This window comes from Wolbachia endosymbiont (group A) of Apotomis capreana (assembly GCF_964027025.1).
Taxonomy (GTDB): Bacteria; Pseudomonadota; Alphaproteobacteria; order Rickettsiales; family Anaplasmataceae; genus Wolbachia; species Wolbachia pipientis.
In genome coordinates this window covers 128,471-155,463 of sequence record NZ_OZ034721.1, presented here as the reverse complement: position 1 = coordinate 155,463, position 26,993 = coordinate 128,471, and the positions used below count along the sequence as shown (strand labels likewise).

23 protein-coding genes, 2 tRNA genes and 2 pseudogenes are annotated in these 26,993 nt (G+C 34.8%); 11 read left to right on the top strand and 16 right to left on the bottom strand.

The window, feature by feature from the left end; all coding sequences use genetic code 11:
- Positions 1-16 precede the first annotated feature (16 nt).
- The 6 genes from AAGD50_RS00775 to AAGD50_RS00750 all read right to left on the bottom strand — a co-directional run bounded on the left by AAGD50_RS00775 (position 17) and on the right by AAGD50_RS00750 (position 8,568).
- Positions 17-2,791, bottom strand: a complete 2,775-nt coding sequence (locus AAGD50_RS00775) for a hypothetical protein (RefSeq protein ID WP_264724272.1) — start codon at positions 2,789-2,791, stop codon at positions 17-19.
- Complete coding sequence (locus AAGD50_RS00770; protein ID WP_264723836.1) at positions 2,772-5,126, bottom strand: type VI secretion protein; 2,355 nt, start codon at positions 5,124-5,126, stop codon at positions 2,772-2,774. The genes AAGD50_RS00775 and AAGD50_RS00770 overlap by 20 nt, the downstream gene beginning before the upstream one ends.
- Before the next feature lie 44 nt (positions 5,127-5,170).
- Positions 5,171-5,545 carry a hypothetical protein gene (locus AAGD50_RS00765; RefSeq protein ID WP_022626145.1) on the bottom strand — a complete coding sequence of 125 codons (375 nt, stop codon included), beginning with the start codon at positions 5,543-5,545 and terminating at the stop codon, positions 5,171-5,173.
- A 94-nt stretch (positions 5,546-5,639) separates the two neighbouring features.
- A complete protein-coding gene (locus tag AAGD50_RS00760; protein WP_264723837.1) occupies positions 5,640-6,890 on the bottom strand; it encodes a hypothetical protein in 1,251 nt (416 codons plus the stop codon).
- Positions 6,891-7,012: 122 nt separating this feature from the next.
- Complete coding sequence (locus tag AAGD50_RS00755; RefSeq protein ID WP_264723838.1) at positions 7,013-8,041, bottom strand: NAD(P)H-dependent flavin oxidoreductase; 1,029 nt, start codon at positions 8,039-8,041, stop codon at positions 7,013-7,015.
- Between the two features lie 5 nt (positions 8,042-8,046).
- Complete coding sequence (locus tag AAGD50_RS00750) at positions 8,047-8,568, bottom strand: cytochrome b (RefSeq protein ID WP_010082022.1); 522 nt, start codon at positions 8,566-8,568, stop codon at positions 8,047-8,049.
- Positions 8,569-9,166: 598 nt separating this feature from the next.
- Between AAGD50_RS00750 and AAGD50_RS00745 the strand changes: the two genes are divergently transcribed.
- From AAGD50_RS00745 to AAGD50_RS00735, 3 genes are all read left to right on the top strand, one after another.
- Entirely contained in the window at positions 9,167-9,304 is a 138-nt protein-coding gene (locus AAGD50_RS00745; RefSeq protein ID WP_213863637.1) for a hypothetical protein, read from the top strand.
- A gap of 335 nt (positions 9,305-9,639) precedes the next feature.
- Entirely contained in the window at positions 9,640-10,836 is a 1,197-nt protein-coding gene (locus tag AAGD50_RS00740) for a phosphoglycerate kinase (RefSeq protein ID WP_264723839.1), read from the top strand.
- A 49-nt stretch (positions 10,837-10,885) separates the two neighbouring features.
- A complete protein-coding gene (locus tag AAGD50_RS00735) occupies positions 10,886-11,173 on the top strand; it encodes a hypothetical protein (protein WP_012673373.1) in 288 nt (95 codons plus the stop codon).
- A gap of 332 nt (positions 11,174-11,505) precedes the next feature.
- On the opposite strand, the pseudogene AAGD50_RS00730 reads toward AAGD50_RS00735, so the two are convergent.
- The 4 genes and pseudogenes from AAGD50_RS00730 to AAGD50_RS06780 form a co-directional block, all read right to left on the bottom strand.
- Positions 11,506-12,410, bottom strand: a pseudogene (locus tag AAGD50_RS00730) (RluA family pseudouridine synthase).
- Positions 12,411-12,481: 71 nt separating this feature from the next.
- Positions 12,482-14,167 carry a hypothetical protein gene (locus AAGD50_RS00725; RefSeq protein WP_264723840.1) on the bottom strand — a complete coding sequence of 562 codons (1,686 nt, stop codon included), beginning with the start codon at positions 14,165-14,167 and terminating at the stop codon, positions 12,482-12,484.
- A gap of 115 nt (positions 14,168-14,282) precedes the next feature.
- Positions 14,283-15,875, bottom strand: coding sequence for a ComEC/Rec2 family competence protein (locus tag AAGD50_RS00720; protein WP_410541665.1), 1,593 nt, complete (start codon positions 15,873-15,875; stop codon positions 14,283-14,285).
- On the bottom strand, positions 15,862-16,392 hold the full coding sequence (locus tag AAGD50_RS06780; protein ID WP_410541664.1) for a hypothetical protein: 531 nt from the start codon (positions 16,390-16,392) through the stop codon (positions 15,862-15,864). Before AAGD50_RS06780 ends, AAGD50_RS00720 begins: the two co-directional genes overlap by 14 nt.
- A 62-nt stretch (positions 16,393-16,454) precedes the next feature.
- Here AAGD50_RS06780 and AAGD50_RS00715 point away from each other — a divergent pair.
- A tRNA-Met gene (locus AAGD50_RS00715) sits at positions 16,455-16,531 on the top strand.
- Positions 16,532-16,534: 3 nt separating this feature from the next.
- Here AAGD50_RS00715 and pdxH read toward each other — a convergent pair.
- Together pdxH and mutM are read right to left on the bottom strand one after the other, a co-directional pair.
- Positions 16,535-17,128 (bottom strand): pyridoxamine 5'-phosphate oxidase, encoded by a 594-nt coding sequence (pdxH, locus tag AAGD50_RS00710; protein ID WP_022626142.1) that lies wholly within the window; start codon positions 17,126-17,128, stop codon positions 16,535-16,537.
- A gap of 16 nt (positions 17,129-17,144) precedes the next feature.
- A complete protein-coding gene (gene mutM / locus AAGD50_RS00705) occupies positions 17,145-17,960 on the bottom strand; it encodes a bifunctional DNA-formamidopyrimidine glycosylase/DNA-(apurinic or apyrimidinic site) lyase (protein WP_015589411.1) in 816 nt (271 codons plus the stop codon).
- 247 nt (positions 17,961-18,207) lie between these two features.
- Here mutM and AAGD50_RS00700 point away from each other — a divergent pair.
- Positions 18,208-18,280, top strand: a tRNA-Thr gene (locus tag AAGD50_RS00700).
- A gap of 53 nt (positions 18,281-18,333) precedes the next feature.
- On the opposite strand, the gene AAGD50_RS00695 is transcribed toward AAGD50_RS00700, so the two are convergent.
- The 3 genes from AAGD50_RS00695 to AAGD50_RS00685 form a co-directional block, all read right to left on the bottom strand.
- Positions 18,334-19,860, bottom strand: a complete 1,527-nt coding sequence (locus AAGD50_RS00695) for an acyl-CoA carboxylase subunit beta (protein ID WP_015589410.1) — start codon at positions 19,858-19,860, stop codon at positions 18,334-18,336.
- Between the two features lie 107 nt (positions 19,861-19,967).
- Positions 19,968-20,270, bottom strand: a complete 303-nt coding sequence (locus AAGD50_RS00690; RefSeq protein ID WP_231115838.1) for a hypothetical protein — start codon at positions 20,268-20,270, stop codon at positions 19,968-19,970.
- A 24-nt stretch (positions 20,271-20,294) separates the two neighbouring features.
- The gene (locus tag AAGD50_RS00685) at positions 20,295-20,651 is read right to left on the bottom strand and encodes a hypothetical protein (protein ID WP_227738564.1); all 357 of its coding nucleotides are present in this window, start codon (positions 20,649-20,651) and stop codon (positions 20,295-20,297) included.
- 321 nt (positions 20,652-20,972) lie between these two features.
- On the opposite strand from AAGD50_RS00685, the pseudogene AAGD50_RS00680 reads away from it, so the two are divergent.
- Positions 20,973-22,116 (top strand): annotated as a pseudogene (locus AAGD50_RS00680) (transposase).
- A gap of 9 nt (positions 22,117-22,125) precedes the next feature.
- Here AAGD50_RS00680 and AAGD50_RS00675 read toward each other — a convergent pair.
- Positions 22,126-22,335: a hypothetical protein gene (locus AAGD50_RS00675; protein ID WP_155969249.1), complete on the bottom strand. Its 210-nt coding sequence runs from the start codon at positions 22,333-22,335 to the stop codon at positions 22,126-22,128.
- A 131-nt stretch (positions 22,336-22,466) separates the two neighbouring features.
- Here AAGD50_RS00675 and der point away from each other — a divergent pair, with 131 nt between their 5' ends.
- From der to AAGD50_RS00650, 5 genes are all read left to right on the top strand, one after another.
- Positions 22,467-23,792 carry a ribosome biogenesis GTPase Der gene (gene der, locus AAGD50_RS00670; RefSeq protein WP_265024507.1) on the top strand — a complete coding sequence of 442 codons (1,326 nt, stop codon included), beginning with the start codon at positions 22,467-22,469 and terminating at the stop codon, positions 23,790-23,792.
- A complete protein-coding gene (locus tag AAGD50_RS00665) occupies positions 23,789-24,310 on the top strand; it encodes a disulfide bond formation protein B (RefSeq protein WP_015589379.1) in 522 nt (173 codons plus the stop codon). The genes der and AAGD50_RS00665 overlap by 4 nt, the downstream gene beginning before the upstream one ends.
- Positions 24,285-24,827 carry a demethoxyubiquinone hydroxylase family protein gene (locus AAGD50_RS00660; RefSeq protein ID WP_006279362.1) on the top strand — a complete coding sequence of 181 codons (543 nt, stop codon included), beginning with the start codon at positions 24,285-24,287 and terminating at the stop codon, positions 24,825-24,827. Before AAGD50_RS00665 ends, AAGD50_RS00660 begins: the two co-directional genes overlap by 26 nt.
- A gap of 580 nt (positions 24,828-25,407) precedes the next feature.
- Positions 25,408-26,388 (top strand): phospho-N-acetylmuramoyl-pentapeptide-transferase, encoded by a 981-nt coding sequence (gene mraY / locus AAGD50_RS00655; RefSeq protein WP_155969251.1) that lies wholly within the window; start codon positions 25,408-25,410, stop codon positions 26,386-26,388.
- Between the two features lie 6 nt (positions 26,389-26,394).
- Complete coding sequence (locus AAGD50_RS00650; RefSeq protein WP_015589381.1) at positions 26,395-26,991, top strand: ribonuclease HII; 597 nt, start codon at positions 26,395-26,397, stop codon at positions 26,989-26,991.
- The last annotated feature ends 2 nt before the right edge of the window (positions 26,992-26,993 follow it).

The window sequence follows — 26,993 nt, the reverse complement described above, 5'->3', positions numbered from 1 at the left end:
CCAGAGCTATATCTTTTTACCTTGATAATTCTTTTTTGACTTCCTCTTTAATTATCCCACTTATATTCACGTTAAGATCCCCTACCCAAAAATCAGTCATAGTTTCAAGATCGTATAGATCCTCTATTACTTTTTTAATAGCAGCATTTATTTCTTCTTCGTCAAATTCCTTTATAATAGGTCTAATCTTCACATACCCTGGAGAGCCTTTACCATAAATTCCTTTGCTTTTATTAATGCAGCCACCTGCACCAGATCTACTGCTTCTCAAACCACTTCCACACTCTACTGTTTCATACTTGATTTCACCATTTTCTATATATGCTATTTGATTGTCTTGTGTAGACTTCAGTTTATCTGCCTTTACAATTTTCTCCTCTAGCTTTAAATCTTGCTTATGAATTACTGTTTCCTCATAACCCTTACCACCGTATGTTCTATACTCACCTCCACCTGCAACAGTAATCAGTTGCTGGCAATGTTGCTTCTGCGAATTGCACATTTCTATGAAAACAGGTCCCCCGTCCTTATCTGAGAGGTTACTTTCCTGGTTACCCCCTCCCTCTGTGACTTGCACCTTAATTATAGGATAATTAGGATCGATTTTCAGTTTAGCTTTAATATAATCTCCTGGCATCCCTACTCTGCTTTCAGTAGAATGGCATTTTTGATTGTCACAGCCACTACCTTGTATATGACCTGCTTCACCACTTCCCCACGCTTCTATTTTAATACGATCAAATTTTATTGATAAGTCATCTGTATAAACATCTTTATTTTTATGATCATAGGATTTTTCATTATTTTTTTCAAGATCTGGTTTCTTATTTTTCAGCTGTTCCTTGATTATCTCTTTTAATTTTTCTTTTAATTTCTTTTTGAGACCTTCTAAATCGAACCTACACAATTTATCAGCGTAAAAGACCTCCGTTCTGTTTGCTTTTATTGGTGCTTCTGGTTGCGTGACAACGCCATTTGTATTTTGTGAAATCTTTGTATAAAAAGGTTGAGTGTTTTTTTTGTCTACATATCGTGTTGAACGGCTGCATGTTCCAGTAAAGCAGATACAACCATCATCACCTTGATTACATTTTTCTCTATGCTCTACATCCGTCAATTTGTACACTACTTTCAGTCCTTTACTAGATTTAAATGTATCGTCTATCTCATCATTTCTTTTTACACAGTAACTGCATTTCCCCTTTTCCTGTTTATTGTTGTCAGGGAAGAAAACATACCCTTGCTTATTGAATATTATTTTATCTAACTCACTCTGATCTCTGTTTAAGAGATCGGCTCTTTTATTTTCCTTGCTTGGAAGATAATAGAACTGATTTGATTCCTTGGAGTAAACAGCATTGTATTTAGTATATCTTGTTCCCATTAATTTTAGTGGTATTATTTTATTTTCTCTTTTAAGAACAAACTCCTCTGGTTCTGGCTGCCATCCAGAAAGACAAAGCATTTTACTGTTAGAATTTCCTTTATACTTTACTTCTATTTCTGGTTGTCCTAAGTTGTTCAATTTGCACTTATTCCCCTGAAACTCTTTACATTCCGTTTCAATATCAGGAACATAGCCATATTCTTTCAGAACTTTAAATTGTTGCGGATTACTTTCTAATATACCTTCTATAATATTATCAATGTAACTTTTTGTGTTACTACTGTCAGTCGTTTTTGCTACTATTGCTGGTTTTACTACTTTTAAAGATAGAGGGCCGATGTTCTTAGTAGAATTAGTGATAACATTGAAAGTACAGACACCATTGCTGTAGACTCCATGTGCTCTATAAGTACAAGTGCTCTCGCTCATCTTAATTTTTATTTCTAGCGTGTTTTCATTTGCTACCTTCACTATCTCAGGCTCTGGAGCAGGTGGTGCCGGGAAACAGCGGACGAACTGTGGATTTTTTTTGTCTATACTTTGAGTTCCATGGTATTCAGCGCAGAGCTGGCCCTTTTTTCTATAGGTTTTGAAGTAATAGTGAGTATCCTTATCTGTAACAGTATATGAGTGATTTGGAATGTTCTCATTATTTGAAACAACGTGTGGAAAACCTAACTCTTTTCTTTCCTCCAGTCCGCTAATTATCACCCCAACTCTTGGATCGAAGTAATCATTGTCTTTATCTGTTATAGGAACAATTCTAACTTGTGGAGGTGACATTGCAAGTTGCTCGCAAAATGGAGGGGGGCTAGGTGCAAGTGGCACGGGAGCACATTTTACTGCCGTTTGGTAGCAGGTATCACAGACTTTTTCCATCTCCCCAGGACGAAAAATATTCTCACCCGAAAATACTCTAGAACCCCATGAAGAAATTCCTGACATACAAGCCCCTTTTTGACTGCAAGCACATATTTTAGGAGAGTTAGCGAATCTTCTTTTTTCCTCATCAGTAACACCGTCTGCCCATTCCCATTTAAGACCCCGAGCAATTTCTCCTCCAGCTTTTGTTTTATCCCCTTCCCAATCAATAAAAGCTGCAGCAGAAACTCCAGCTCCTGTACCTTGCGTTCCATATATCTGGCGGCAGGATTCCCCACTTTGTAAGTCATAACAATAACTTTGTCCATCATAAGCACATACTCTAATTTTGGGATTAAAGTAACCATCAACTCCTTGATCTTTTATTGCTTGCACCTTAATTTCCTTTACCCAATCTCCACCAACTATTGCTTCCCACCAAGTATTACTTTCTACAAATGTTGGACAATCAGCATATCCTTGATACGAAAGACCAAGTATCAAAAAAAATATCAATAAGAAATTAAGCTTTACACTTCTCATAAAATACCGGTAACCACTCATTAACTTCTTCTCCTTTTTCTTTTATTGCCTCATACATATACTTTATAGTCTCTTTGTTAGCTGAAAGTACATGTATTTCTTGCATATCCTTCAAATCCAGATTTAAGGTTACTAATCCTTTGTACTGTTTTATCAAAAATAAACCTTCCTGTGTTGGCGTCTGCAGAATTATATTCAGCTCCTCTTTCGATAGAGAAAATGCCTTCATGTATAATCTATTTGCATTGACGTTCGGCATCAAGATTCTTGTATCAACATGTTTATCTAAATATTGAGTAAATTTGCTAGCAAATGCGAGATTTAAATTCTCAGTACTTAGGATTACTACAACATTTAGTTCCGTCATTCTTTGCATCCAGTTATCAAACTCTTTCTCTGTAGGAAAAATATTACTTATCTCCCATGCTTCATCCAAAACAAGTATTGCAGGCGAGCCATCACATTTTGCCTCAAAAGAATATAAAAAATAGTAAAGTATCACGGACATACATTCCTTTTGTTTTGTAAGGTTTGCGGTGTTGAGAGATATAATTTTTGTTTCCCAGTCAATATCTGATTCATCACCATCTTGAAATAAGTAAGCAAAGTCACCATCGTCACACCATCTACTTATCTTACCCCCAAGGAGCAAGAGCACCTCAGAAATTTGTGAAATAGAACGTGATTCCTTGGGTATAGCAAATATAGAATCCACAATTTTTCTTATCTTTTCTTCTACGTCCACCAAGCTCGTATCGGCTACCATTCTTCTGATCAGTTCAACCAACATATTGCGATTGGAAGCACTATCTTCAATGTTTAGTGGATTAAATTTTAGGCTTTTGTCCTTATATTTTGGATCGATTATGTAATATTTACCACTCACTGCTTTAGTAAAAATTATTGATTTTCCAGTGTTATCCAATATGACAATTCTTGGGTTAAACTTTCTTGATTCTGATAATAGAAAATTAATGAGTGAAGTTCTGCCTGAATTTGGAGCTCCGAGTATCGTAGTATGGCCATTATTTCTTTTTCCATGAAAATTAAAGAAGTAAGGATTTCCTTTTTTTGAGAAAAAAATCATTACCGCTTCTTTCCACCTTCTTCCTTTTAATGTACCTGACGTAAAATCGTGCAGCATAGCAAAGCTGCAAGCGTATTTTGTTAAGATATTTTTCGGTTGCGTAATAAAAGCAAAATTGCCTGGAAGTTGTGCCCAAAAATGACTTTCCATATGTAAATCAGTTCTAAACATCATGAAGCCAACTAATGACATTATAGAAGATAAATCACTAATACTTTCAGCTAACTTATTCCTATCATCTGCAAATATTGTAAAAATAATTTTCTGTTGGCAGAAGTCTATACTAGAGGTCCTTTCAAGCTCTATTATTTCTTCAATTCCTGAGCTTTTAAGTAAGGTATTATCCTCACTAATTTGCAGCATGTTGATTTGTTTTTTAAATTCTTTTATTGCTTTATTATTACTAGTAAATATCATTATTTCTGTAATGATAAATTCAGATTCAAGCTGCAAGCATCTATCTATATTACCTAAAGAGATTTCCCGGTATTCTTTTATGCTGAAAATAGAGCCAAATTTCTGTTGATTTTCAAATATTGTTTGAAACGTATTGAAACCAAAAGCTATTTTAAAATTTCTAATATATTGCGACAGGTCCCTTTCATGTATTGGATAATCTTTGTGCGTTAATGTAACAATATAGTGGAGAAATTCTATCATTTCAGAATATATTTTACCTTCACTAAACCTTAGACCCAGTTTTTTAGCTCCAAAAGGTTCTAAATCATTTTGAATTAAGTCAGTTATCTTTTGCAACTCCTGATGGCTTTCTTGTAAAGACAACTTATGCTTATTCTTTATTCTATTGAAAAAAAACGAATTATTAGTATGCTTGCCAAAATCGCTAAACAATATTACAATGTATAGTTCATTTATATACTGTAATTTACTATCAGTTAGTTTATTAAACCACGTTGAATGTAGGTTGTCAGAGAAGTCTTTAGTTTTATTCCATTTCAAGCTCAGTTTATTGCGCTTTCTAACGGTATGAATCCAAACGGTAAAATACAGGCTATTAATATTTTTTGATATGCTTTTTCTAATTTCAGTTCTGAGGTCGCTGTAGTTATCAACAGAAGAATAATCTTCTAACTTGATTATTTTTAACAATTCTCCCTGTTTTGTGAGTATGGTTTCTTCATCGTAATGACAAGCATAAGGAACAAAATCTAAATCAATGCTTTCTAGTAATGCTAAGTTGTTCTTTTTTTTAAGCTTAGAGTTAACTGTTGGTACTTTTAACTGCATATGCGTATTCAATAAAGATAATTAAAAAAGATAAAAATACTATCTTAATTTTTATCTTTTTTTTCGCTATCGGATTGTAATTTTATATCTTTTGCAAAGTTAAATTTTTCTTTTAAGTAGTCTGTTGCCTTTTCTGTACTACCGAACATCAGGACCAGTACACCAAACATTATCATAAAAAAGATTAGACCTCTGAACACTACTGCAAGTATCACTGCAGCTATACACAACCCTATGATTGTTGAAGGACTCATATTTTCTACAGTATCTTTAACTGAAAATGAAGAAATAAAATTTTTTACCGTTTCTTGTATACCCTTTAATTCATCACTCGCCGAACTTGCTTCGCTAGAATATGATGCAAAAATGAAACTTAATAAGGCTATAAAAACCAAAACTTTATTCAATTGAATGCGCATCAACTAAACACCTTTTAAACATTCCTCAAATATAACAACTTTTATATCAATAGGCAAGAACTGAATTCACTTATCCACTACAAGTAACACATATTTAATTTTTACCGCTGCGAACATGCTGTAAGCTCTTATCATCAACAAGAGGACTCACATTAATGGATGTTAATTTACTTGATAGGAAGTTTGAATGCAATTCAGCTACTGCTGCTATAGCAAGCACTGCAACCATAGCAAGTAGTCCTGCTCCTATCAATCCTGATGTCATTGCTCCTGCAACAATGCACCCTATTGTGGAGAGAGCACAACCTGCTACAAGTGCAACGTGAAGATTTCTGTTATTGGGTTGGTTTTTAAGTAGGATATCTTTCTTAACTTGATCTGGATTTGCTTGACCATCTGAGTTTTCATTTTCTTGCATTTTTGGCTCTTTTTTTACAGTCTGCTCTGGCTGCACTTGAGTCTCGTTTTCTTTTGGGGATTCCAAATTTGATTCTAATAACTCAGTTTTTTCTCCACCCTCTGGTTGTAAGCCATTATCTTCTTCAACAGAGCTCAATGTTGAGTTTAAACTTTCCTCAGATGAAGTGCTTGCTATTGATGTTAAACTGTTTTTTCTACTATTTATTGGTGATATCGAGTTTTTTTCACTCAGTCCAGGTGAGTTTATTCCACTATCTGAACCACTACCGTTACCAAGCTTAGGAGTTTTTATATTCTTCTTTAATTGCTCCATAACTTTACTATATTTTCTAGATACCTCTTTCGGAATATCTAATTGGCCAAGTATTTTAGTATCACCACTTTTTTTCTCAGCTACATTCAAGGGTGTTTCTTGTGTGTTGTTTTGCTCTTCAATATGTCCTAGCTGCATTTGATCTTCAATATTTTCTTCAACAGCATTTGGTATTGAGCTTACACTGCTGCTCCTGTTAGTAATATCCAAAATTGTTTTTACTATTTTTCCTCTTTTTGTTTGTGGTCTTTGTGATTGTTCTCTTTCATTGTTAAATACTGTAGGTACAGCTAGTTCTTCTGATTTTATTACTTCATCTTTCAATGCAGGAAGAAAGTTTTCGATATAATACTTATAATGTTTTTGATATTCCTCTTGTTTTTCTGGTGATTTTTCTAATTGTTCTCTCAGCGATTTTTCTAATTCAGTTAATACCTCAGGACTAGCTCCTTCCTTGAACAACTCTATGCATTTTTTGATAGTTCCATCTCCATTTTTTTTTGGGCTTTCATGATTATGTGTTTTTTTTGTTACCTTTTTGTATATAGTGTCGTGCAATTGTTGGTTAATAACTTCTTTATTATTCTGAGGTTTTTTTAAAGTACCTGGCATAGACTCCTCCATACAAATAAAATGTATAGATACCTCTTTAGCGTTAATTTTACATTAAAATTGGATAATTATGCCATATTATGGATAATTAATGGCAACTTGCTTATTGTGAGGTCGCTTAACTATTTGCTTTCTGGGTTTTCTACTTCTACAGATTTGCTCTCAATATAATTGTTTGCTTGTTGAACTAACATATCCACTACTTCTTTTACAGGCTTTTCCCTATCAACCATGCCAACACTTTGACCGGCCATTAAAGATCCCGTTTCAACATCTCCTTCAATCACTGCTCTTCTTAAAGCTCCAGCCCAGAACTTTTCTATTTCAAGCTGCCCATCTTCTTTTGAGATCTGTCCCTTTTGGTATTCATCAATAACTTCTTTTTGACGCTTCATGAAATCATCGCTTGCTTTGTTGGCTATAGCTCTTACTGGAATTACAGGAAAATCAGCACTTATCTGTACAGAAGGTATTGCATTACGTGCGGCCGATTTAATAAACACTTCCTTAAAATTTTTGTGGGCAATTGACTCATTAGTGCAGACAAATAATGTGCCTATTTGACAGCCACTTGCTCCCATTTCTAAGTAATTAACTATCACTTCGCCTCTGCCTATTCCACCTGCAACAAACACTGGTATTTGTTCATTTTTAAAATGAGGCAATATCTCTTGTGCAAGAACAGAAGTGCTCACTGGACCTATATGTCCACCTGCTTCCATTCCTTCTATTATTAACGCATCTACTCCCATTTTCACTAACCTTTTCGCAAGGCTTAATGCTGGTGCAAAGCACATAACTTTAATGCCTGCACCCTTGATTTTTTCTATATTAGGCTTTGTTGGCAGTCCACCGGCAAGCACTATATGGCTCACTTTCGTTTCAATACACACATCTATCAACTCACTCAACTTTGGGTGCATAGTAATTAGGTTTACACCAAATGGCTTGTTAGTTAATTTTTGTGTCTCTATGATTTCTTTTTCCAGTAAGTCTGGGAACATTGCACCACATGCAATCACACCAAAACCACCAGCGTTTGAGATTGCTGAGACCAAGTTTCTCTCTGAAACCCAGCTCATAGCACCACCCATTATAGCAAACTCACTGCCAAGAAAATCTGTTCCTTTTTTCCAGAGGCTACTTAACATATAACCTATATCATGCGTTTAAAAATGTTTTGTTTATCTATAAATGTGTGCTTCAAAGCGCCAAGTATATGTAAGATTATAAAGAGTACCATAAAATATGCAAGCATCGAATGTAGCTCGTTAGCCGTGTTAGCTAGGTCTTTGTTTTGATTAATCAACAAAGGGATATGAAAAAAATATTTGATCTGTTTGCCAGAAGCAGAAGACATGACATAGCCAGATAGTGGCATTAGCACCATCAAAGAATATAAACCAAAGTGTACTGCTTTACTTATATTGATTACAAACCGAGAAAAATTTGCTGGAAGTGGTGGAACATAAGTAAAGACGCGAAAAAATATGCGTACTATGATTAATCCAAGAATAGTGATACCGCAAGCCTTATGAATAGCGTATATGTTGAACTTAATTTCATTGCTAAGTGGCAGGCTTTTCATATAAAGTCCAGAACAAAGCATACCGATAATAAAAACAGCCATCAACCAATGGATAACCCTTAAACCTAGGCTATATTTATCGTCTTCCATTTTGATTACCCTAAAGTAGCATTTATATAATAGAAAAACTATTTTTCAATCAAAATTATTAAAGCAATTTAGATTTACCGACAATGTAAATTCAAGAGCAATCCTGTCATTCAGAACATAGAAATGAAAAACTTCCTTGACAAACTCCGCCAGCCCACTTATCATGATAGTGAAGCTATTGTATTTGCTTTCGCCAATCTGCAGATTAAAAGGTAAGGATTACTTAATGTATCGGCGTCTTATGTTCAATTTTTTGCAGTATATAGATACTGTATGTCTTTACAAAACTTCATCTACATCTAGATTTTTATCTAAATAAGCTGAACGCGCTTATAAAGCGTTACAAGACATCAAAAAATGCCAATACTCGACAGAGATAGTAAAAGACTAGCTAACTCGGGGATTCTTTGTCTTTTTTTCTGCTTAGTAAATTTCTTAAACATTTGCAGCGTAAGTTAGTTGCAATTAAAAGCAGCTGAATTTCGCTTGTCAAGCGTTTAAAACATAAAAAACGCCAATATTTTAAAGCGGATAATAACCACGGGGCTTCTTTTGCCTTTTTTTTCGTTTGGTAAATTTCTTAATATTTATAGCTAACATGAAGCTAAGTACGAACTTTGTTAAACACAACAAATGGTGTCATTCCAGTGCTCCTGTGATGTCATTCCAGCGCGTGACGCTGGAATCCAGGAATTTTATTAAGTTGGTGAGCATAAAAATAGCTGTTTTACGTTAAAATACAATGTTTTGATGATTATGGAAAGGCTGGATTCCAGTGTCAAGCACTGGAATGACACCATAGGGGCACTGCCATCATAAAGGAACCAGTGTCAGCTACTTAAATGACATCATAGGGGTGCTGGGATGACACCCTGACAATCGTCATCCCGCTACGTGTTAGCGGGATCTAGAGATACCGCGAATGAATCGCGGTATGACGGTTCGTGGTGGCATGACGATAAAGTTCCAGTGTCAAGCGTTTGGCATGCAAATTTCCTTAAACGTTCGTAAGCTTAAAACTTTACTTTAGATCAAACTGCTGTATAGTGACTTTATAGCTTCAATTTTGTAATGAACATACCTAGTATAGAAAATTGTGATCTTCACAATAAAGCCGTCTTACTTAGAGTTGACTTCAATGTTCCTATAAAAGATGGAGAAATTCGTGATGTCACTCGTATTTTGAGAGCATTGCCTACTATTCAGTATTTAGTGAATGCGAGTGCAAAGATTATTATTATATCACATTTTGGACGCCCAAAGGCCAGAGACAATAATCTGTCGCTAAAAAATGTAATTGACACTTTATCGCAGTTACTAAATAAAAAAGTGAAATTCATTGACGATTGCGTTGGTGAAAAAGTACAAAGAGCAGTAAGTGTTATGGATGCAGGAGATATAATATTACTAGAGAATCTAAGATTTTATAAAGAGGAAGAGCAAAGTGACTCAAATTTTGCCAAACAACTAGCATCTCTAGCGGATATATATGTAAATGATGCATTTTCTTGCTCTCACAGAGCTCACGCTTCTATTTCACGCATTACAGAATTTTTACCCTCTTATGCAGGGTTTTGCTTGCAAGATGAGCTAAAGTATCTTGAAAAAGCTGTATCGTTTAAAGCTAAACCTATTACTGCGATAGTTGGGGGAGCTAAAATATCAACTAAGATAAAAATGCTTATAAAGCTAACAGAAAAGGTTGATTACCTAGTTCTAGGTGGTGCAATAGCCAATAATTTTTTGTCATTTAGCAAAGTAAATATAGGGAAATCTTTCTTTCAAAATGGTGTTGACGACCTTCTGCATAATATTCTTGAAACAGCAAATAAAAACAATTGCAAAATAGTTGTGCCAGAAGACGTTCTGGTTGCAGTAAACTCTGATTACAGCACTAGTATTTCAAGAAAAACTGAGTCCATTTTGGACGGTGATATAATTTTGGATATCGGATCACAAACTTTGAGTACAATAAGCAGTATAATAGCAAGCAGTAAGACTCTGCTGTGGAATGGACCTATTGGTGTTTTTGAACATTCAGCTTTTGCAAGCGGTACAATAGGGGTAATGAAAATCGTAAGTGACTTAACGCACAAAGGAAAGTTAACCAGCATAATAGGGGGAGGCGATAGTCTATCTGCAATAAGCGCTGCAGGCCTTACCGATAAGGATTTTACATATGTTTCCACTGGTGGAGGAGCATTTTTAGATTGGTTAAGTGGCGATGAAATGCCGGGAGTTGCTGCTCTGCAAAAACGATTAGATTAAAACTTTTTTAAATTATTTCTTATAGGCTAGCTTTTTTGTGAACGTGATTATGTCGAAGACAGTTAAACTAATTTTGTGTTTAATAATACCAATAATAGGATTTATTTTTTATATTAAGGATCATTATTTTCACACCGGCTATGTAGAAGAAAATGTTGAAGTCAATTTTGAACCATTTTTCAGTTCACAACCAGCCACCGTTTCAGAATTAACTGACTTCGATAGAGGAGTGTTGAAAGTTTGTGGAGATTGGGGAGCACATCCAGATAAAGAAGATTTCAAAATTTTACTTAGTTGTCCGCAGCATCAAGAAGTAGTGAAAGGAATATATAAGTGATTACGCCAGATGCGGATTTGGAGTTACTTAAAGATGAACTGGCTAACATTTGGTTTACAAATAGTGGAAGTGAAAAAGAAACTATAGGAACAAATGGGTGTCATGCAAGTAGCTGACACTGGCATCCAGTTCTTTCGCGCAGTTCCATCAAAAACGTTGTAAAGCGCTTTCGTGTTTACCAACTTAGTGCCCAATCTGGATCCCAGACTGGGATGACAAGAAAGGAAGCACTGGGATGACACCATCATAAAGTGAACCAGTGTCAGCTACTTGCATGACACCCATTTGTTGTAAACTCACTTTTTCTTGATTTTTTGGTTTATCTTATCTACCTACTTTGCTACTCTGCTGAACGGATACCCTTTCTTAGGTATATTTTCAAACTCACCAATTAAAGTTTTTATATCTTGCGGTAAATCAGAGACAAATTCCATGTATTCCTTACTTTTTGGGTGGTATAAGCCCAGTGTATAAGCATGTAGTGCTTGTCTATTGAAATTACGAATGAAACTAGAGTTTTTAGCATATTTTGTGCTTTTACTACTATTTTTCCATAAACTTGATCACCAACTATGGAATGTCCTATGTGGCTCATGTGGACTCGAATTTGGTGTGTTCTGCCTGTCTCTAAAGTGCATTTAACGAGGCTTACTTGTCCTATAACTTTTTGCACTAAATAGTGAGTGATTGCTAATTTGCCTGTGATTTTTGTTACACACATCATTTCTTTATTACCGCGTTTGGGAGCAATGTTAGTTTTTATCGTGCCTTGCTGAGAAGATAATGTTCCCCAAACTACTGCTAAGTATTCCCGCTTTATTTTGCGATTCGATAACAATTCAGACAAAAAACTATGGGCTGCTTCATTTTTTGCAATTACCATTAGCCCACTAGTATCTTTATCGAGTCTATGAACAATTCCTGGTCTTACATCAAGGTGAGCGATAACTGCGTTCAAAAGCGTATCATTGTTTGTCCCAGCACCTGGGTGCACTGTTAATCCACTTTGTTTACTCAGAACTATAATGTCCTCATCTTCATAGACGATATCAAGTTTTATGTCATAATTAGGCTCAATTGATGTGGATATGTCAGGTTGAACGAGATGCACCACATACTCTTCATCTGGTTTTACTATGTAGTCATTATTAATTATCGGTGTGCCAAGTAATTTCACCTGCTCATTTTGTATCAATCTTTGCGCTTTGCTGCATGATATGTTGCATTTTTCAGCTATATAGGTGTCTAACCTTAATTTCTCTTTATCATTATTAACACTTAAGGTTACTTCTAAGTGGTCTATAACAACTACCCCGCGCGAGCTACTGCAAATGCTGCTTGAATATTTTGATCTACAAAATCAACTTTTGTACTAGGAAGATCACCTTGTTTTTTAATATGGCAAATTGTTTGAGAGCCATCTTTCCAGTGAATTATTATTTTGTTATCAAAATCCCGTAATGTTGCCTCAACCTTTTTTTCTTTATTATCTTTTTCTTCCAGCTTAATAGATTCTAATAAATAATATAGAAAGTCACTTGGTTTGCCGTTGATTTTTTCTTTCCATTCATCTGTTTTTTCTTGTTCAGATTTTTTTTGCTCTAACTTTTCCTTCTTTTGCTGCAGCTTATTTTGTTCTGCTTCCAGCTCTAACTTTCTAACTGTGTCACGTAGTTCTTTGACTTTATTTTCTAATACTAATAATTTATTAGTATTATTTCCATTGTTAGCTTCTAAATCAGGCGTACTTGGTTGAGCTTGCTTCTTTTTTATTTCTTCTAATTCATTCCTTACTACGTTTAATTGCTCCTTCAATTCCGTTTTTTCCTCTTCTGTATCCTCTTTTAACTTTTTTAGCATGATAAGGAACTCGTTATCATTAGACTGCGTAGTTGATCGAAGCCAGCCTAAAAGGCGGCTTGGTTCAAATCGTTCAATTTTATCTTCAGCAATTTTAATAGCATTCTCTAACCTAGAAAAAGTACCTTCAATATCTAGTGAATGTGCTTTTTTTGTCAATTCTTTAGTGTTATTTAAAACTTCTGAAATTTCTGCATGTAGCCAATCTAAATCTTTTTTGATGTCTTCTCTGATTTTTTTTAGGTGATCAAGCGTTTCTTTAATGTTAATATTTGCAGGCTTTAAAAGACTATTATCAAGTAAATCGCAAGCTTTTTTAAGGTTACTGTCAAATGAGTTGCAAAGCGGACTAAGTAGTTTTTTCATTAGAGATATTAGTTCATTTTCCCTTTTACCAAGCTTATTTTCTACTACTGATACAACCATGCCCTTTCCAGACCAGTATGGAAATAGAAGACCTAAAGAACTGTGTTTTCTAATAGTATGATTTTCATGATCCACGCTATTACTTATTAGATTGCTAAGTGTTGATATGATGCATAAAAGAATAGCGACTAATAAAGCTATTAATATTATTGGAGCATTAATGGATTGTGATATTGCTGAAACTACTATAATAGTACCAAATACATATGATCCAGTAAACAAGAGAATCCTATTTCTATTTTCTGCTTCTATATCTTCTAGTATTTCTCTCTGCGTCTTAGAAATTGGTAAAACTATTGAAAGCTTTTCCCCCTTTTTATCTAAATTTGTTACAATTTCAATTTTTTTAGCTTCTTGAGCAATCTGGCTGTACTGTTCATCAACTTGATAGTTTCCTATTTTTTTATCTATTTCATTCTCTTTTATTTTTTGTGTATTTATAAAGTTTATAACAGCAGTAAATAAGAGAACTATAAGAGGAATAAAGGCAAGAGGTGCTGGCGTGAACGCAAACCCAGCAATACTTACTGTAACAGGCTGAATAGAAAAGGCAGTAAATGCTATAAGAGTAGCAATGGTACTTGCTATCGATATAGTACCAGAATACTTTCTTATAGAGCTCAAAATTCTACTGGGCTGGTCAGAAAGTTTTCTAAATCCTAAAAAATCAAAATAGTCTTTGAAAGGATCTTGAGTGTCTGTAACCATAACATTTTTCTAGTTTAAACTTATTTAGGTATACGTTAACCAAACCTTAAAATCAAGTTTCTTAATTTTTCAACATGTGCCAAGGCCTATTGGAGCGCACTGTATTAATCTTTACTTAACGATTTGTTAACCAAACAGAATGTGTGCCATACGTTTCTAGATCAGCATGTTTAATAATTTTAGCGTTGCAAGCTGAATAGTCGAATTCACTTAATTGAATTATTAAATCAACTTTATCACAATTTTCTGAAATATCTTCTTTTTTATAAGCAAGTAGCACTGATTTATTATTTCCTTTATTATATATACAATCATAATCTTCACACTGTAGCCTTTTATTTGAATTGTTATATTTTGTATGATTCAAAATTTGGTTCTGTCCGTTTTGCTTTGCCCACGTTTTGATAACAAAATTTCTGCTTTTTCTAGTGAGAGAATATAGTAAGTTATCACTCTCCTTTGCAGCAACATTATCAGCATTTATCAAGATATCAGGAGTTCTATACATAGCACTAGAGAAAATACCCAGCACAATAAAGAAAATTCCGAAGAAGCGCCAATTTCTTTCCCACAAGCACAGCCACAATAACCCAAATGTTATTATAATAATTGATGAGGCAGGAAAAGTACGAATGGGAATAACCAAATACTGAAGACTAGCGATTGCATTTGTTATATACAAAATACTGTCAATTGGGCGCTCTATAAATGGCGCTATAATCCATTCAATACCGAAAGGAATCAACAAAACATAGATTATTCCAAGTGGAATAATAATTAATGTAACTATTGGTATAGCAACTAAATTTGTGATAATGCCACTAATTGAAAAATAATTAAAATTATATATCGTATACGGAACAGTTGCTAAACTTGCTATTACTGAGCTGATCATTATCGACACAAAATATTTCATTATTTTTATTTTGAATAATTTATTAGCATTAATTTGATAACTGGCAACCAGTGCCAAAACAGCAGAAAATGACATCTGAAAGCCTGGCTTTAAAATTGCTTCAGGTTCTATGATAAGTATCACTGCAGCAGCAAACGCAATTGCTATTAACCCTCGATATTTTCTCTCTATCATTATTGCAACGAGTACTAAAATCACCATGATGTAGGCACGCTGAGCAGAAATTTGCATACCGGTAATCAACAAATAAAACGTGGTTGGCAAGATAGTAAGGAATGCAGATATTTTCTTGGTGTTATACTTAAGAGTCAAAGTTTCAGATATTGCGAATAAATTACGAAACACTACAAAAAACAGACCAGCAACGAATGATAAATGCAAACCAGATATGGCAAACAAATGTGCTATACCTGAATCTCGTATCGCGTCCATAGTTTTTTGATCTATGCCATCTTTTTTACCGATCAGTAATGCAGAGATTATATCCGCATGTGGTTTCTTGATATTTTGCTGCAGGTTTTCATAAATGTATTGACGGAAAGATTCTATATATTCTTGAAATTTCCTTGCTTCAGCCTTTTTGTGCAGGGCTATTTTGCTTGTTGCAAAGCCTGTTGCACTTATTTTCTGGTAATATGCTATTCTTGCAAAATCGTATGCATACTCCGAGGGCGCAATCTTTAGAGGGAAGAGTTTTGCTGATAATTTTACTTGATCGCCTATTTTAATGCCTTTTTCCACTTTGGTTCTAACTGATATTCTGATGTTATCTAGAGCTCTATCCGGTGTCATTCCAGCGCGTGACGCTGGAATCCATATCTTTTTTTTTCTGGATCCCAGTATCAAGTACTGGGATGACAAAAGGGGGCGCTGGGATGACAGGAGAGGATTTTGAGATAGTAGGGGATTTTTCAACAGAAAGCAGAAATTGTTTATATGAGCCCCTGTCGTTAATATCCTTCACTGTGGCAACGATATCTTTTACATATCTCTCTTTATCAAGAATTTGAGTATCAACTAAAGCTGTTCTTAATTTACTAGCTGTAAATCCTATGAGCACTGCAATTAAAGCGATACACAATATCGCGTACCTTTTATACAATATTGCAATCAAAATTAGTGTGGGTAAAAGCAAAAGAAAAATAGATATGCAGCTTGGTTCAAAACTTAGGGAAAAATAGGTTAGAATTCCTACACACTGAAAAACAGGAAACCACAGTATCAAGTTATATTGTTCATTGCGCAGATTGTTACGTATATAACTAACTATTATGTCAAGAAAAGTTAATAAGTGTGTCGATATTTGCATGTGGTGAAATTTTATTTTTCTTTTTTCATTATTTGTATATATAATAACTAAATAAGCAACGACGCGGGATGGAGCAGCTCGGTAGCTCGTCAGGCTCATAACCTGAAGGTCGTAGGTTCAAATCCTACTCCCGCAACCATTTTTAAGGATATAGTTGTTCCACTTTCCAATCGCTTCCCTCAACAAGAGTGTATCTAAATCTAATATGCTTCCTATATTCACCTTCTTGCCAAAATTCAATTACTTTTGGGATTACGCAAAATCCCACCCAAAAATCAGGACGAGAAACTTGTGTATTGTGAAATTCTTTTTCCTTCAATTTTATAGCTTGCTCAAAATCTTGCCAATCTTTCAGAATGCTCGATTGTTTTGAGCACCATGCGCTAATTTGACTACCCAGCGCTCGAGAAGAGAAGTATTTGTCAGTTCTTTCATCGTTTAGAAGTTTAACCTCTCCTTCAATTCGCACTTGCCTAGCAAATTCTATCCAATGAAACACTAACGCAGCTTTGGGGTTCTCAGTCAATTCTTTCCCTTTTTTACTGTTTACGTTAGTGAAAAACACAAAACCTTCTTTGCTATATTCCTTTAGTAATACCACTCTTGCAGATGGAATACAGTCTTTGCTACAAGTTGCTAGCGTCATTGCAGTTGGTTGTTCACACGGAGAATTAAGTACTGCTTTGTACCACTTTGAAAACAAATCAAATGGATCTTTTTCAAGTGAAAATATCATATCAAAAAATAAAATCTTAATTCTGGCACGCGTTGCAAAAATAAGTGCTACGGCCATTTTGTCGTATAAGTGTTATGATATTATTGCAAATCTTGCAAGGTTTTTGAACTTTACCATATACGTAAAAGTTATTTTGAAAGTATCCAGCAGATCCAGATGGCTGTGCATAATCTTTCAGTGTTGAACCGCCTGCAGCAATTGCATCACTCAGAGTATTTTTTATTTCAGCAGCAAGTTTTTCGCACTCTCTATAGGTCAAGTTTTTTGCTGACCTGAGTGGTGATATACAGGCTCTAAACAAGCTCTCAGAAGCATATATGTTGCCTACGCCAACTATTGATTTATTGTCCATTAACGCTGATTTGATATTCACTTTTTTGTTTTTCAGCAACTCCTGTAAATAGTCTCCACTGAATTCATCCGTGAGGGGCTCTATTCCAAAATCGCTAAAAAAATCCGTTTCTTGTTCTTTATTTAAAACGATAACTAATCCAAATCTTCTTGGGTCATTAAAAATTATTGAAGTATTGTCAGAAAATAAAAATACCACGTGATCATGCTTATTCCGCATTTGATCGTGGTCAGCATATATAAGCTTTCCGCTCATGCCAAGATGTATGATTACAGCCACACTACCATCTGTATTCCAGATGGTATACTTACCTCTACGCTTGATGTTGCGTATGACTTTGCCCTTTAGCATATCATCAATATTTTTTGTTATTGGGGCACGTAAATTCCAATTATTCACTATAACATTACTGATTTGCTTGTTTTTAATTTTATCAAGCAAAAAATTAGAGATTACTTCCACTTCCGGTAGTTCTGGCATGATACCTCCTTCAAAACTTAAGTTTCTGATGGTAATTTTGTCGTTCTCAAATACATTCGAGTATTCTGCGGTGCTTTCTCCTAAAAATTCCTCACCACAAACGAGTTTTGAAAGGGTTCTCTGTCTACTCTGTTGCTGCTTTTTTCTTTTCAAAATATTTTGCTTTAAAGCTTTCGCTAATCTTTTTTTCTCCTCTTCTTTTTCCTTATTCTTTTTTGTGTTATTCATTATCATAATATATAAACTTGCCGTTGTAGCTCAGGTGGTAGAGTACGTCATTGGTAATGACGAGGTCCCAAGTTCGAGTCTTGGTAACGGCACACTGATTATACTTATAATATTGCATAACTTGTAAGCAAGGCTTAGAAGAAAGTTACAGAGGTAAGTTGTCATGCTTTTTCCATATCCTTTCTACCTTCTTGTTTTTGAGTAGCTCTAATGCTTTACAAAAGTGATACCTTGTTTTACTTGGCACTATAATGTCATCAATGTATCCATATGATGCAGCAAAAAATGGGTTAGCAAATTTTTCTTTATATTCTTTAATTAACGTTTGCTGATCTTTTTCGTGTCGAAATATAATCTCAACTGCACTTTCAGGGCCCATCACAGCTATTTCAGCAGTTGGCCAGGCATAATTTATATCACCTTTTAGATGTTTCGAATTCATAACAATGTATGCACCACCATACGCTTTTCTAGTGATAAGGCTAATTTTCGGCACGGTCGCTTCAGCGTAAGCGTAAAGCAGTTTCGCTCCGTGTTGTATTATATTATTGTATTCTTGATTTGTACCCGGCAAAAATCCTGGAACATCAATAAGTGTGATGATCGGAATGTTAAATGCGTCACAAAACCTTACAAACCTCGCAGCTTTTCTTGAAGAATCAATATCCAAACATCCTGCAAGGTGCATAGGTTGATTTGCAACAATACCGACAGTATTTCCTCCAATTCTACCAAAACCAGTTATGATATTACGAGCAAAATCAGGTTTCAGTTCAAAGAAATTCCTTTCATCACAAACTTTTTCAATGAGTTCATACATATCATAAGGAGTATTAGGATTGGTAGGAATTAGAGTGTTTAAGGATTCATCAATGTCGTCAACATCATTACAGATTGGTGCAGATTTTGGTGATTCTTGATTATTTGCTGGTAAGAAAGTAAAGAATTCACGCATTTTTAGCAGCATTTCAACATCATTATTGAATGCAAAATCCGCTACTCCTGTTTTGCTTGTATGAATTTTTGCTCCACCGAGGTCTTCGAAACTTACATCTTCGTAGGTAACCTTTTTTACTACATCTGGCCCGGTTATAAACATATATGAACTGTTTTTCACCATGAAAGTAAAGTCAGTTAATGCTGGGGAATAAACTGCACCTCCTGCACATGGGCCCATAATTAAAGAAATTTGTGGTATAACACCCGATGCATTTACGTTTCTTTGAAAAATTTCTCCATAACCAGCAAGAGAATTTACTCCTTCCTGAATTCTGGCTCCACCAGAATCATTTAGTCCGATAATTGGAACTCTGGCATTAATTGCCATATCCATAATTTTGCATATTTTTTTTGCATGTGACGCACCAAGTGAACCACCAAAGACAGTAAAATCCTGAGAATAAACAAAAACTTTTCTGCCATAAATAGTACCATGACCAATCACTACCCCATCACCTAAAAAATTAGCATTTTGCATGCCAAAATCATTTGCATGATGTTTTACGAATTTATCGTATTCTGCAAAAGAACTTTCATCGAGCAATATACTGAGCCTTTCTCTAGCAGTTAATTTCCCTTTTTCATGTTGTTTGGTAATCCTGTCAGAACCGCCTCCTTTTTCAGCTTCTAGTGCTTTGGTTTTTAGATTTTCTAGTATTTTAAAGTCTTGCATACAATAAAGTAGTTTTCAAATTAGTTGTAGACTTTATTAAGTTTACAAACCCTACTAACTATACACATACACTATTGCTATATGCAACAATGTATGTATGATAATTGTTAATGCTCTGGTGATTCATGGTCACTACTTTGAAAATGTTGCGATGTGTCAACACTTTTCATATTAGAAAGAGGTGGACTAACTGCACTGCTTTTTGTTTGTGCAAAACTTTTAGCAGCTTCAACAACCTTGCTTATACGAGGTTCTTTTTCTAGCTCTTTTAGGTACTTTGAGAAGATTTCACAACTTTTGTCATCCATATGTACCATTATTTTACCAAAACTTTCAGCTTTTTCAGAAGATAAAATCATTTCGATCTTTTCATCGCCTACCCTAAAGGTCATTTTTACTTTGCCTTGCATATCATGATATTGCCAGCTTTTTATTCAGATTAGATTATCTCCTTCTCCTATTCGCAATGCACCATATTCTAAGTCCTTAAATTCCGGGGAGTTCATAAATTTTGCAGGAGTGATCACACTTTTTTCTGGACACTGTACATAATAAAATTTATTATCTCTTTCTACTACAATTTCTTTTTTTTTGTCATTTTCAATACTATCACTTACAATTTGTTTTAGACGTGACAAATATTCGCCGCGTTCTTTCAGTATATCTTCTGGCAATAATCTCCGAACTTCTTGGCTCACATCAGTGCCTGTTGAAACTAGATTAAACATTTCTAACATAAGAGGCCGTAGTTTTTCTTTTCCAGTCTCAGTAACATTTTTATCTTGCTCCATGAGGTGGTATAAGATCAGTATCGAATAATCTATTATTGATGACTTTTTTCTCCTTGGAATACATCAACACTAAACATGACCTTGTGCTTTTTTGCATCGTCTATAGATTTTTGAAGTCTCTTTGCTATGTTTTCGATAGCTTCATCATTAGGTAAGTGTTCAGGCAATGGCATCAACTTAAGGAAAAATATCAGCGATAGTGTATAAAATTTCTCTCTAAATTTTTTATCATTAAATTATCCAAAGAGTGCAAGAAACAGCACTTTTGTTTCTGTTTTATTTCAACAAAGAAGTCTAAAATGTGTCCTTTTTAGGTGAAATATGCAAAAAGGAAAAAACCTTATTCTACAAATTAAAAATATAATATACTCGAAAACTTTTCAGAAAATCCATTGTGTTGAGTTTTACACGAACAAGAAAACTTCCTTTTTCGACAGTATTTTCTATGATTTTAAAGTTAGTTAAAAAAAGTTTGGGAATAGAATGTGAACTTATGGAGCCATTGACATGTACCCTCAAAGCAAGCTTTTTCTAAAGCAAGATATAAGATTTGCCATACAGGCTTTCAAGAATTTAAGCATCCAAACAGCCTATCAGGATGAACCTGAGTTGGAGAGGCTATAGACTTATTGCAGCAGATGGTTCTGGTATGAGATTACCCAGCTCTGGGGAAATTGTATCCGAGTTTGAACCAAATGGAACAACAGGCACCATTGGCAATTTGTTTGTTGATTTGTGTACTTCATTGATTTGCAGTGCTCGTCTTGCAGCTTGGAATATAGGTGAACAAACGTTGGCGGCAGAGCAATTACCCGAAGTTATCACTCAAATGCGTTTATTAAATCAAGAGAAATTATTATTTATCTATGATCGTCTTCAGTAAAATTCATTCAGCAGCATTATGATTTGGAAGTAGATTTTATTTTTTGCTTGCAAAAAAAAAATTATAGTAAGCTATGGGAACGCTGGCGAATTAGATTTTGATTTTATATTAGAAAATGAAAAGCTAAAAAATAAAATGAAAGGACAGAAAGTAAGAGTTATAGTGCTGACATTAGCCAACTGAGAAACAGAGTTTTTGACCGAGACTTTGGAGCAAAGCTTATGTGTTAAGGTGGCACATAGAGGGGTGCTATAAACGACTCAAAGTAGGAGCAGAGTTAGAGAATTTTTCTGGAGAGGCTGTATTACAAGAATTTTGGGCAAACTTGGTCATGTGCAATATATTATCGCTTCATATATGTGATGCACAAGGGCCTTGGAACCCAGATCAAATTACTGAGTATCGTTTAAATTTTTCAGTTTTATTTAGTGTAATGAGACAGAAACTCTATCAGGTACTTATTGCGCCAAAAAACTTTCAAGCCCTTTTTAAGTATACGCGCTAAAGTTAAAATCCGACCGGGACAGCCGCAATAAAGTAGATAAGCCTAAACGCCATCATGTCTTTAGGAGAGTTTGCTAATGAAAGTTCTTAAGTTGACGTCATTGACTGTTCCGATTCGTTATATGACATAAGAGCATCATATATTTCATGCAATGTATTTGAGATGTTTTTTTCCATATGTTGATTAATATGCCCATATATTGTCGTCTCTTCCGAACACTCTGTATCTTTATGTATATGATTTTGTTGCTTTAATCCTTCTCTATCTACACTCTCTATTTGCTCTGACACTAGCATAACTACCTCATATTTTACATAACAAAATAAAAAAATTCTAACTGTAGTATGCTTATATAATCTACGAAGTCAATAGTTAAATTGAAAAGTTTCGGTTATAATTTACTTCATATAGAACATGCCCTTGAATTATGCTAAAAATCGCCATAGTAGGCCTACCAAATGCTGGAAAATCGACCCTATTCAACAGATTAGTAGGAAGAAAAGCAGCAGTAGTGAGTAACATTCCAGGAGTGACAAGGGATAGGCGAGAGGGAATGGGGAGAATTAGCGATTTGGAGTTTAAAGTTATAGATACAGGAGGATGGAACGACCAAACTAGTTTTTCACTGCAAGTTATTGAGCAAATAGAGTTTTCTTTATCCAGTTCAAACATAATTTTCTTTCTTGTTGACGCAAAAGTGCAAAATGAGCGAAATAAAGAGTTTGCAAAGTGGCTGAAGAGAAAAATAAATAAACCTGTGATACTGATAGCAAATAAATGCGAGAGTCATAAATCCGAAAATGTTGATTATTTGCAGTTTTTTGATTTTCTTGGCCCGGTGTATATCTCTGCCGAGCATAATCTTGGCATGGTTGATCTTTATGATGCATTAGCTGGTGTTATTGAAAATTTTAACGAGAACACTGAGTTACCTAACAATGAACTGAGTAGGCTGAGGATCGCGATCATCGGCCGTCCGAATGTTGGAAAATCAACTTTTTTAAATGGTTTACTTGCAGAAAACAGACTAATAACAAGTTCAGAGCCAGGTACCACACGTGATTCTGTGGATATTACATATGATCATGATGGAGAGTTAATTGCTCTAATTGACACTGCCGGAATCCGCAGAAAGGCGAATGTTGTAGATGGCTTAGAATCAAGATTTGTTGAGAAAAGCATGGAATCAATCAAGCGCTCTCATGTGGTAGTTTTAATGCTAGACTCCCTAGTTGGTATTGAGCAGCAGGATTTATCAATTGGTGAAGCTGCAATTAAGGGAGGGAAAGGGATTATTGTTGTTTTAAATAAGTGGGATTTAATAGGTAAGGATGACAGAAGCAGGTTAATAAAATTTGTCAAACAACAGGAAGTAACTAGGTTATTCTTGGAAGTGCCAACTATAACAATTTCTGCGTTAAAAGGCATGCGCTGCGGTGATGTGATAGATAAGTGTCTTGAAGTGAGTGAATCCTTGAACAAGAAGATCAGCACTGCAAAACTGAATAAGTGGCTCATAGATGCTGTAGGAAAACATTCTCACCCTCTTGTAAAAGGCAAAGCAGTTAAAATGAAGTATATCGCTCAAATTGGTACTAAACCTCCAGCTTTTTCTTTGATATGTAACATACCTGAAAGTGTTGATGAAAGTTACAAACGCTATTTAATTAACGATCTCAGAAAAAATTTCTTTGCAGACGGTGTGCCAGTTAGATTGCTTTTGAAAAAAAATAAAAATCCCTATGTAAAATGAATACTCTGCTTTATACTTTCAGGGATAATTTACTTAAAGTTATGTGTAATAATTCCAGAATTCCTGCAATCTTTCTGCTGTCGAGTGCCGCTGCTCTAATTTTTGCATATGTGCTAGAATATTTTTTCAACATGCTGCCATGCAAGTTATGTACATACGAGCGAATAGTTTACTATATCGCCGGATTACTTGCAGTAGCGTGCATGCTTAAAGACAACAAAATTCTAATCTATGCAATGTTTTGCAGCTACCTCATAGGTGCAGTAATATCTTTTTATCATATAGGTCTTGAACTCCACTTATTTCATGATGTTTTAGGTTGTACAGAGCAAGCAAGTGGTAACGTTAGTATAGAAGAGCTCAGAAATAATCTACTAAATCCTAATTACTCTCCATCTTGTGACAGACCTCATTACGTTCTAGGTGTTTCCTTAGCAACATGGAATCTAATTTATCTCATAGTAGCTCTGTTCGTATCAGGTAAGGTGTATTGTGGAGAAAGAAAGAAATCTAAATAATTTAAGGTACAGCAACAATCAGTTCTTGCAACAGGCAATTAGAGTAGATCACGCTGGAGAATATGGAGCTATTTGCATTTATTCTGGTCAAAAATTTATTCTTAAGAAATCTTCTATAATCAATGAAATAATTGAAATGGAAGAGCAGGAAAAAAAGCATTTTCACTATTTTAATGAGAAAATCAAAGAGCAAAAAGTTCGTCCTACTGTTTTGTTGCCTGTTTGGCGTGTTTTAGGAGTGTCGCTTGGCGTTGCAACTGCCATTATGGGCAAAAAAGCTGCTATGGCTTGCACTGCTGCAGTTGAAGAAGTTATCGGGGAGCACTACAAAGAGCAAGTTTCACATTTAGAAGATGGGGAATTAAGAGAAACTATAAGTAAATTTCGCGACGAGGAGTTAGAGCACAAAGATATTGCAATTCAGCACAATGCTGAAAGCGCATTTGGCTACAACATTTTATCATCATTCATAAAAACAGGCTGCAAAACTGCTATTTACTTGTCTAAGTTAATTTAACTAAGCAACTTTCTTAAAGTGTTTTAAATGTTCTGATAACAACAGAAACCAGGAAGGAATTCAAGTGTAACAATTATTTTATAACTATATTTACATATCACCATTATTAATAAATAATTAGTATTTGTAAATTAAATACATCTAAAGTATAGACTGCAAAGGAGGCAAAAGTGCGTTTTAATTTAGAAGAGGGAAATGCTCTTATGTAATACCTGCCACAGGTTCACAACTGTACGAACATTCATTTTTGAAGGTAAATTGCACAGCAAATGGTGTCATTCCAGACTGGAATCCAGAAATTTTGCTTATAACTGAGCTGATAAGCTAAAGGTAATTGTCTTACACTAAAACAAACGTTTTTAATTAAGTTGCATAGAACCAGTGTCTGGGCACTGGGATGACACCCCACTGGTGGTCCAAACTACAACGTTCGTACAGTTGTGGATTCCAGACTGGGATGACACCCTACTGATGGGCCCAAATCACAATGTTCGTACAGTTGTGGGTCAGGCTATAGGATGACAGAAGTTGACTTTATTAGCTATAGGTGGTATGACACTTAGTCAATTTAAGTAAGCAGATGATCTTAGCTACAAAAGTATTTTTTACCTCATTTGTTTTTGGGTTTATTCTTTTTCCCTATTTTATAAAGCTTCTAAAAAAAATAAGCAAAGATGGGCAACCAATTAGATCATGTGGACCAGAAAGTCATTTAATAACAAAAAAGAATGTACCACCTATGGGCGGAATAATAATACTGATTTCTTCTTTATTACCAATTTTACTCTGGGCTCAGTTAACACCAGAAATTTTGCTGCTGATATTGATAACTCTATTTTTTGCTCTACTTGGATTTATTGATGATTATTTAAAATTGAAGACAAATCACTATCGAGGTTTAAGTGCAAAAACCAAAATACTTATTCAGTTTATTGTTGCTCTGGTTGGTGTGTTTATACTTAAGCTATACTCTGCTGAATGTTTTACAAAAACGTCCCTATTTAAAGGAGTAATAATAGATTTTGGCTATCTATATGTTCCGTTTGCTGCGTTTGTAATTGTCGGCTCTTCTAATGCTGTGAATCTCACAGATGGTTTGGATGGCCTTGCTGCAACTCAAGTTATCACTTCCTTTGCTTTTTTGGGGCTAATTGCATATATAACTCAGGCAGATATGAATATTACTTTATTCTGCATTGCATTTATAGGAGCTATTCTAAGTTTCTTGTGGTTTAACACACATCCAGCAAAAATATTTATGGGTGATGTTGGTAGCTTGTCGGTAGGTGCGGCTTTAGGGTTAACTAGTGTCCTAATTAAAAGAGAAATGCTTTTTGCCATTATTGGAATAATCTTTGTAATAGAGACTCTATCTGTTATTATTCAGATATCATATTTTAAATATACAAAGTTTAAATATGGAGAAGGAAAAAGAGTTTTTCTTATGGCACCAATACATCATCACTTTGAGAAGAAGGGATGGTCAGAAAATACAATCGTTATGAAATTTTGGATAATTTCTATTATCTGTTCAGTTTTTACTATAACTTTCTTATTATAAAAACCTATGAAATACCCAGACTTTACATTAGAAAATAAATTATCAGGAGTGATAGCAGGAGTGGATGAAGTTGGAAGAGGTCCGCTAGCTGGTCCAGTAATATCCGCAGCCGTAGTGTTTATTGATAGAAATACAATTATTGATGGAATCAACGACTCGAAAAAGTTGACTCCTCAATGTAGGCAAGTCCTATATGAAAAAATAATATCCGTTGCAAAATTTGGTATAGGAATGGCAAGCGTAGAAGAAATAAATTCATACAATATCTTGCAAGCAACAAAACTTTCAATGAAACGTGCGTTGATAGACTTGGACCTAGAATTAGATTATGTGCTAGTTGATGGTAATCAACCACCTGAAGTGAAATGGCAAGTGAAATCCATAGTAAATGGTGATAATTTGAGTACATCAATTGCAGCAGCTTCAATCGTTGCAAAAGTTACGAGAGATCGGCTTATGCAAGAATTGCACAATAAGCATCCTGAATATAATTGGTATAAAAATAAAGGATATGGGACAAAAGAGCACCTTAACGCTATTGGCCTTTATGGAATTACAGAACATCATAGAAAAAATTTTGCACCCATATCTCGGGCATTATAGCC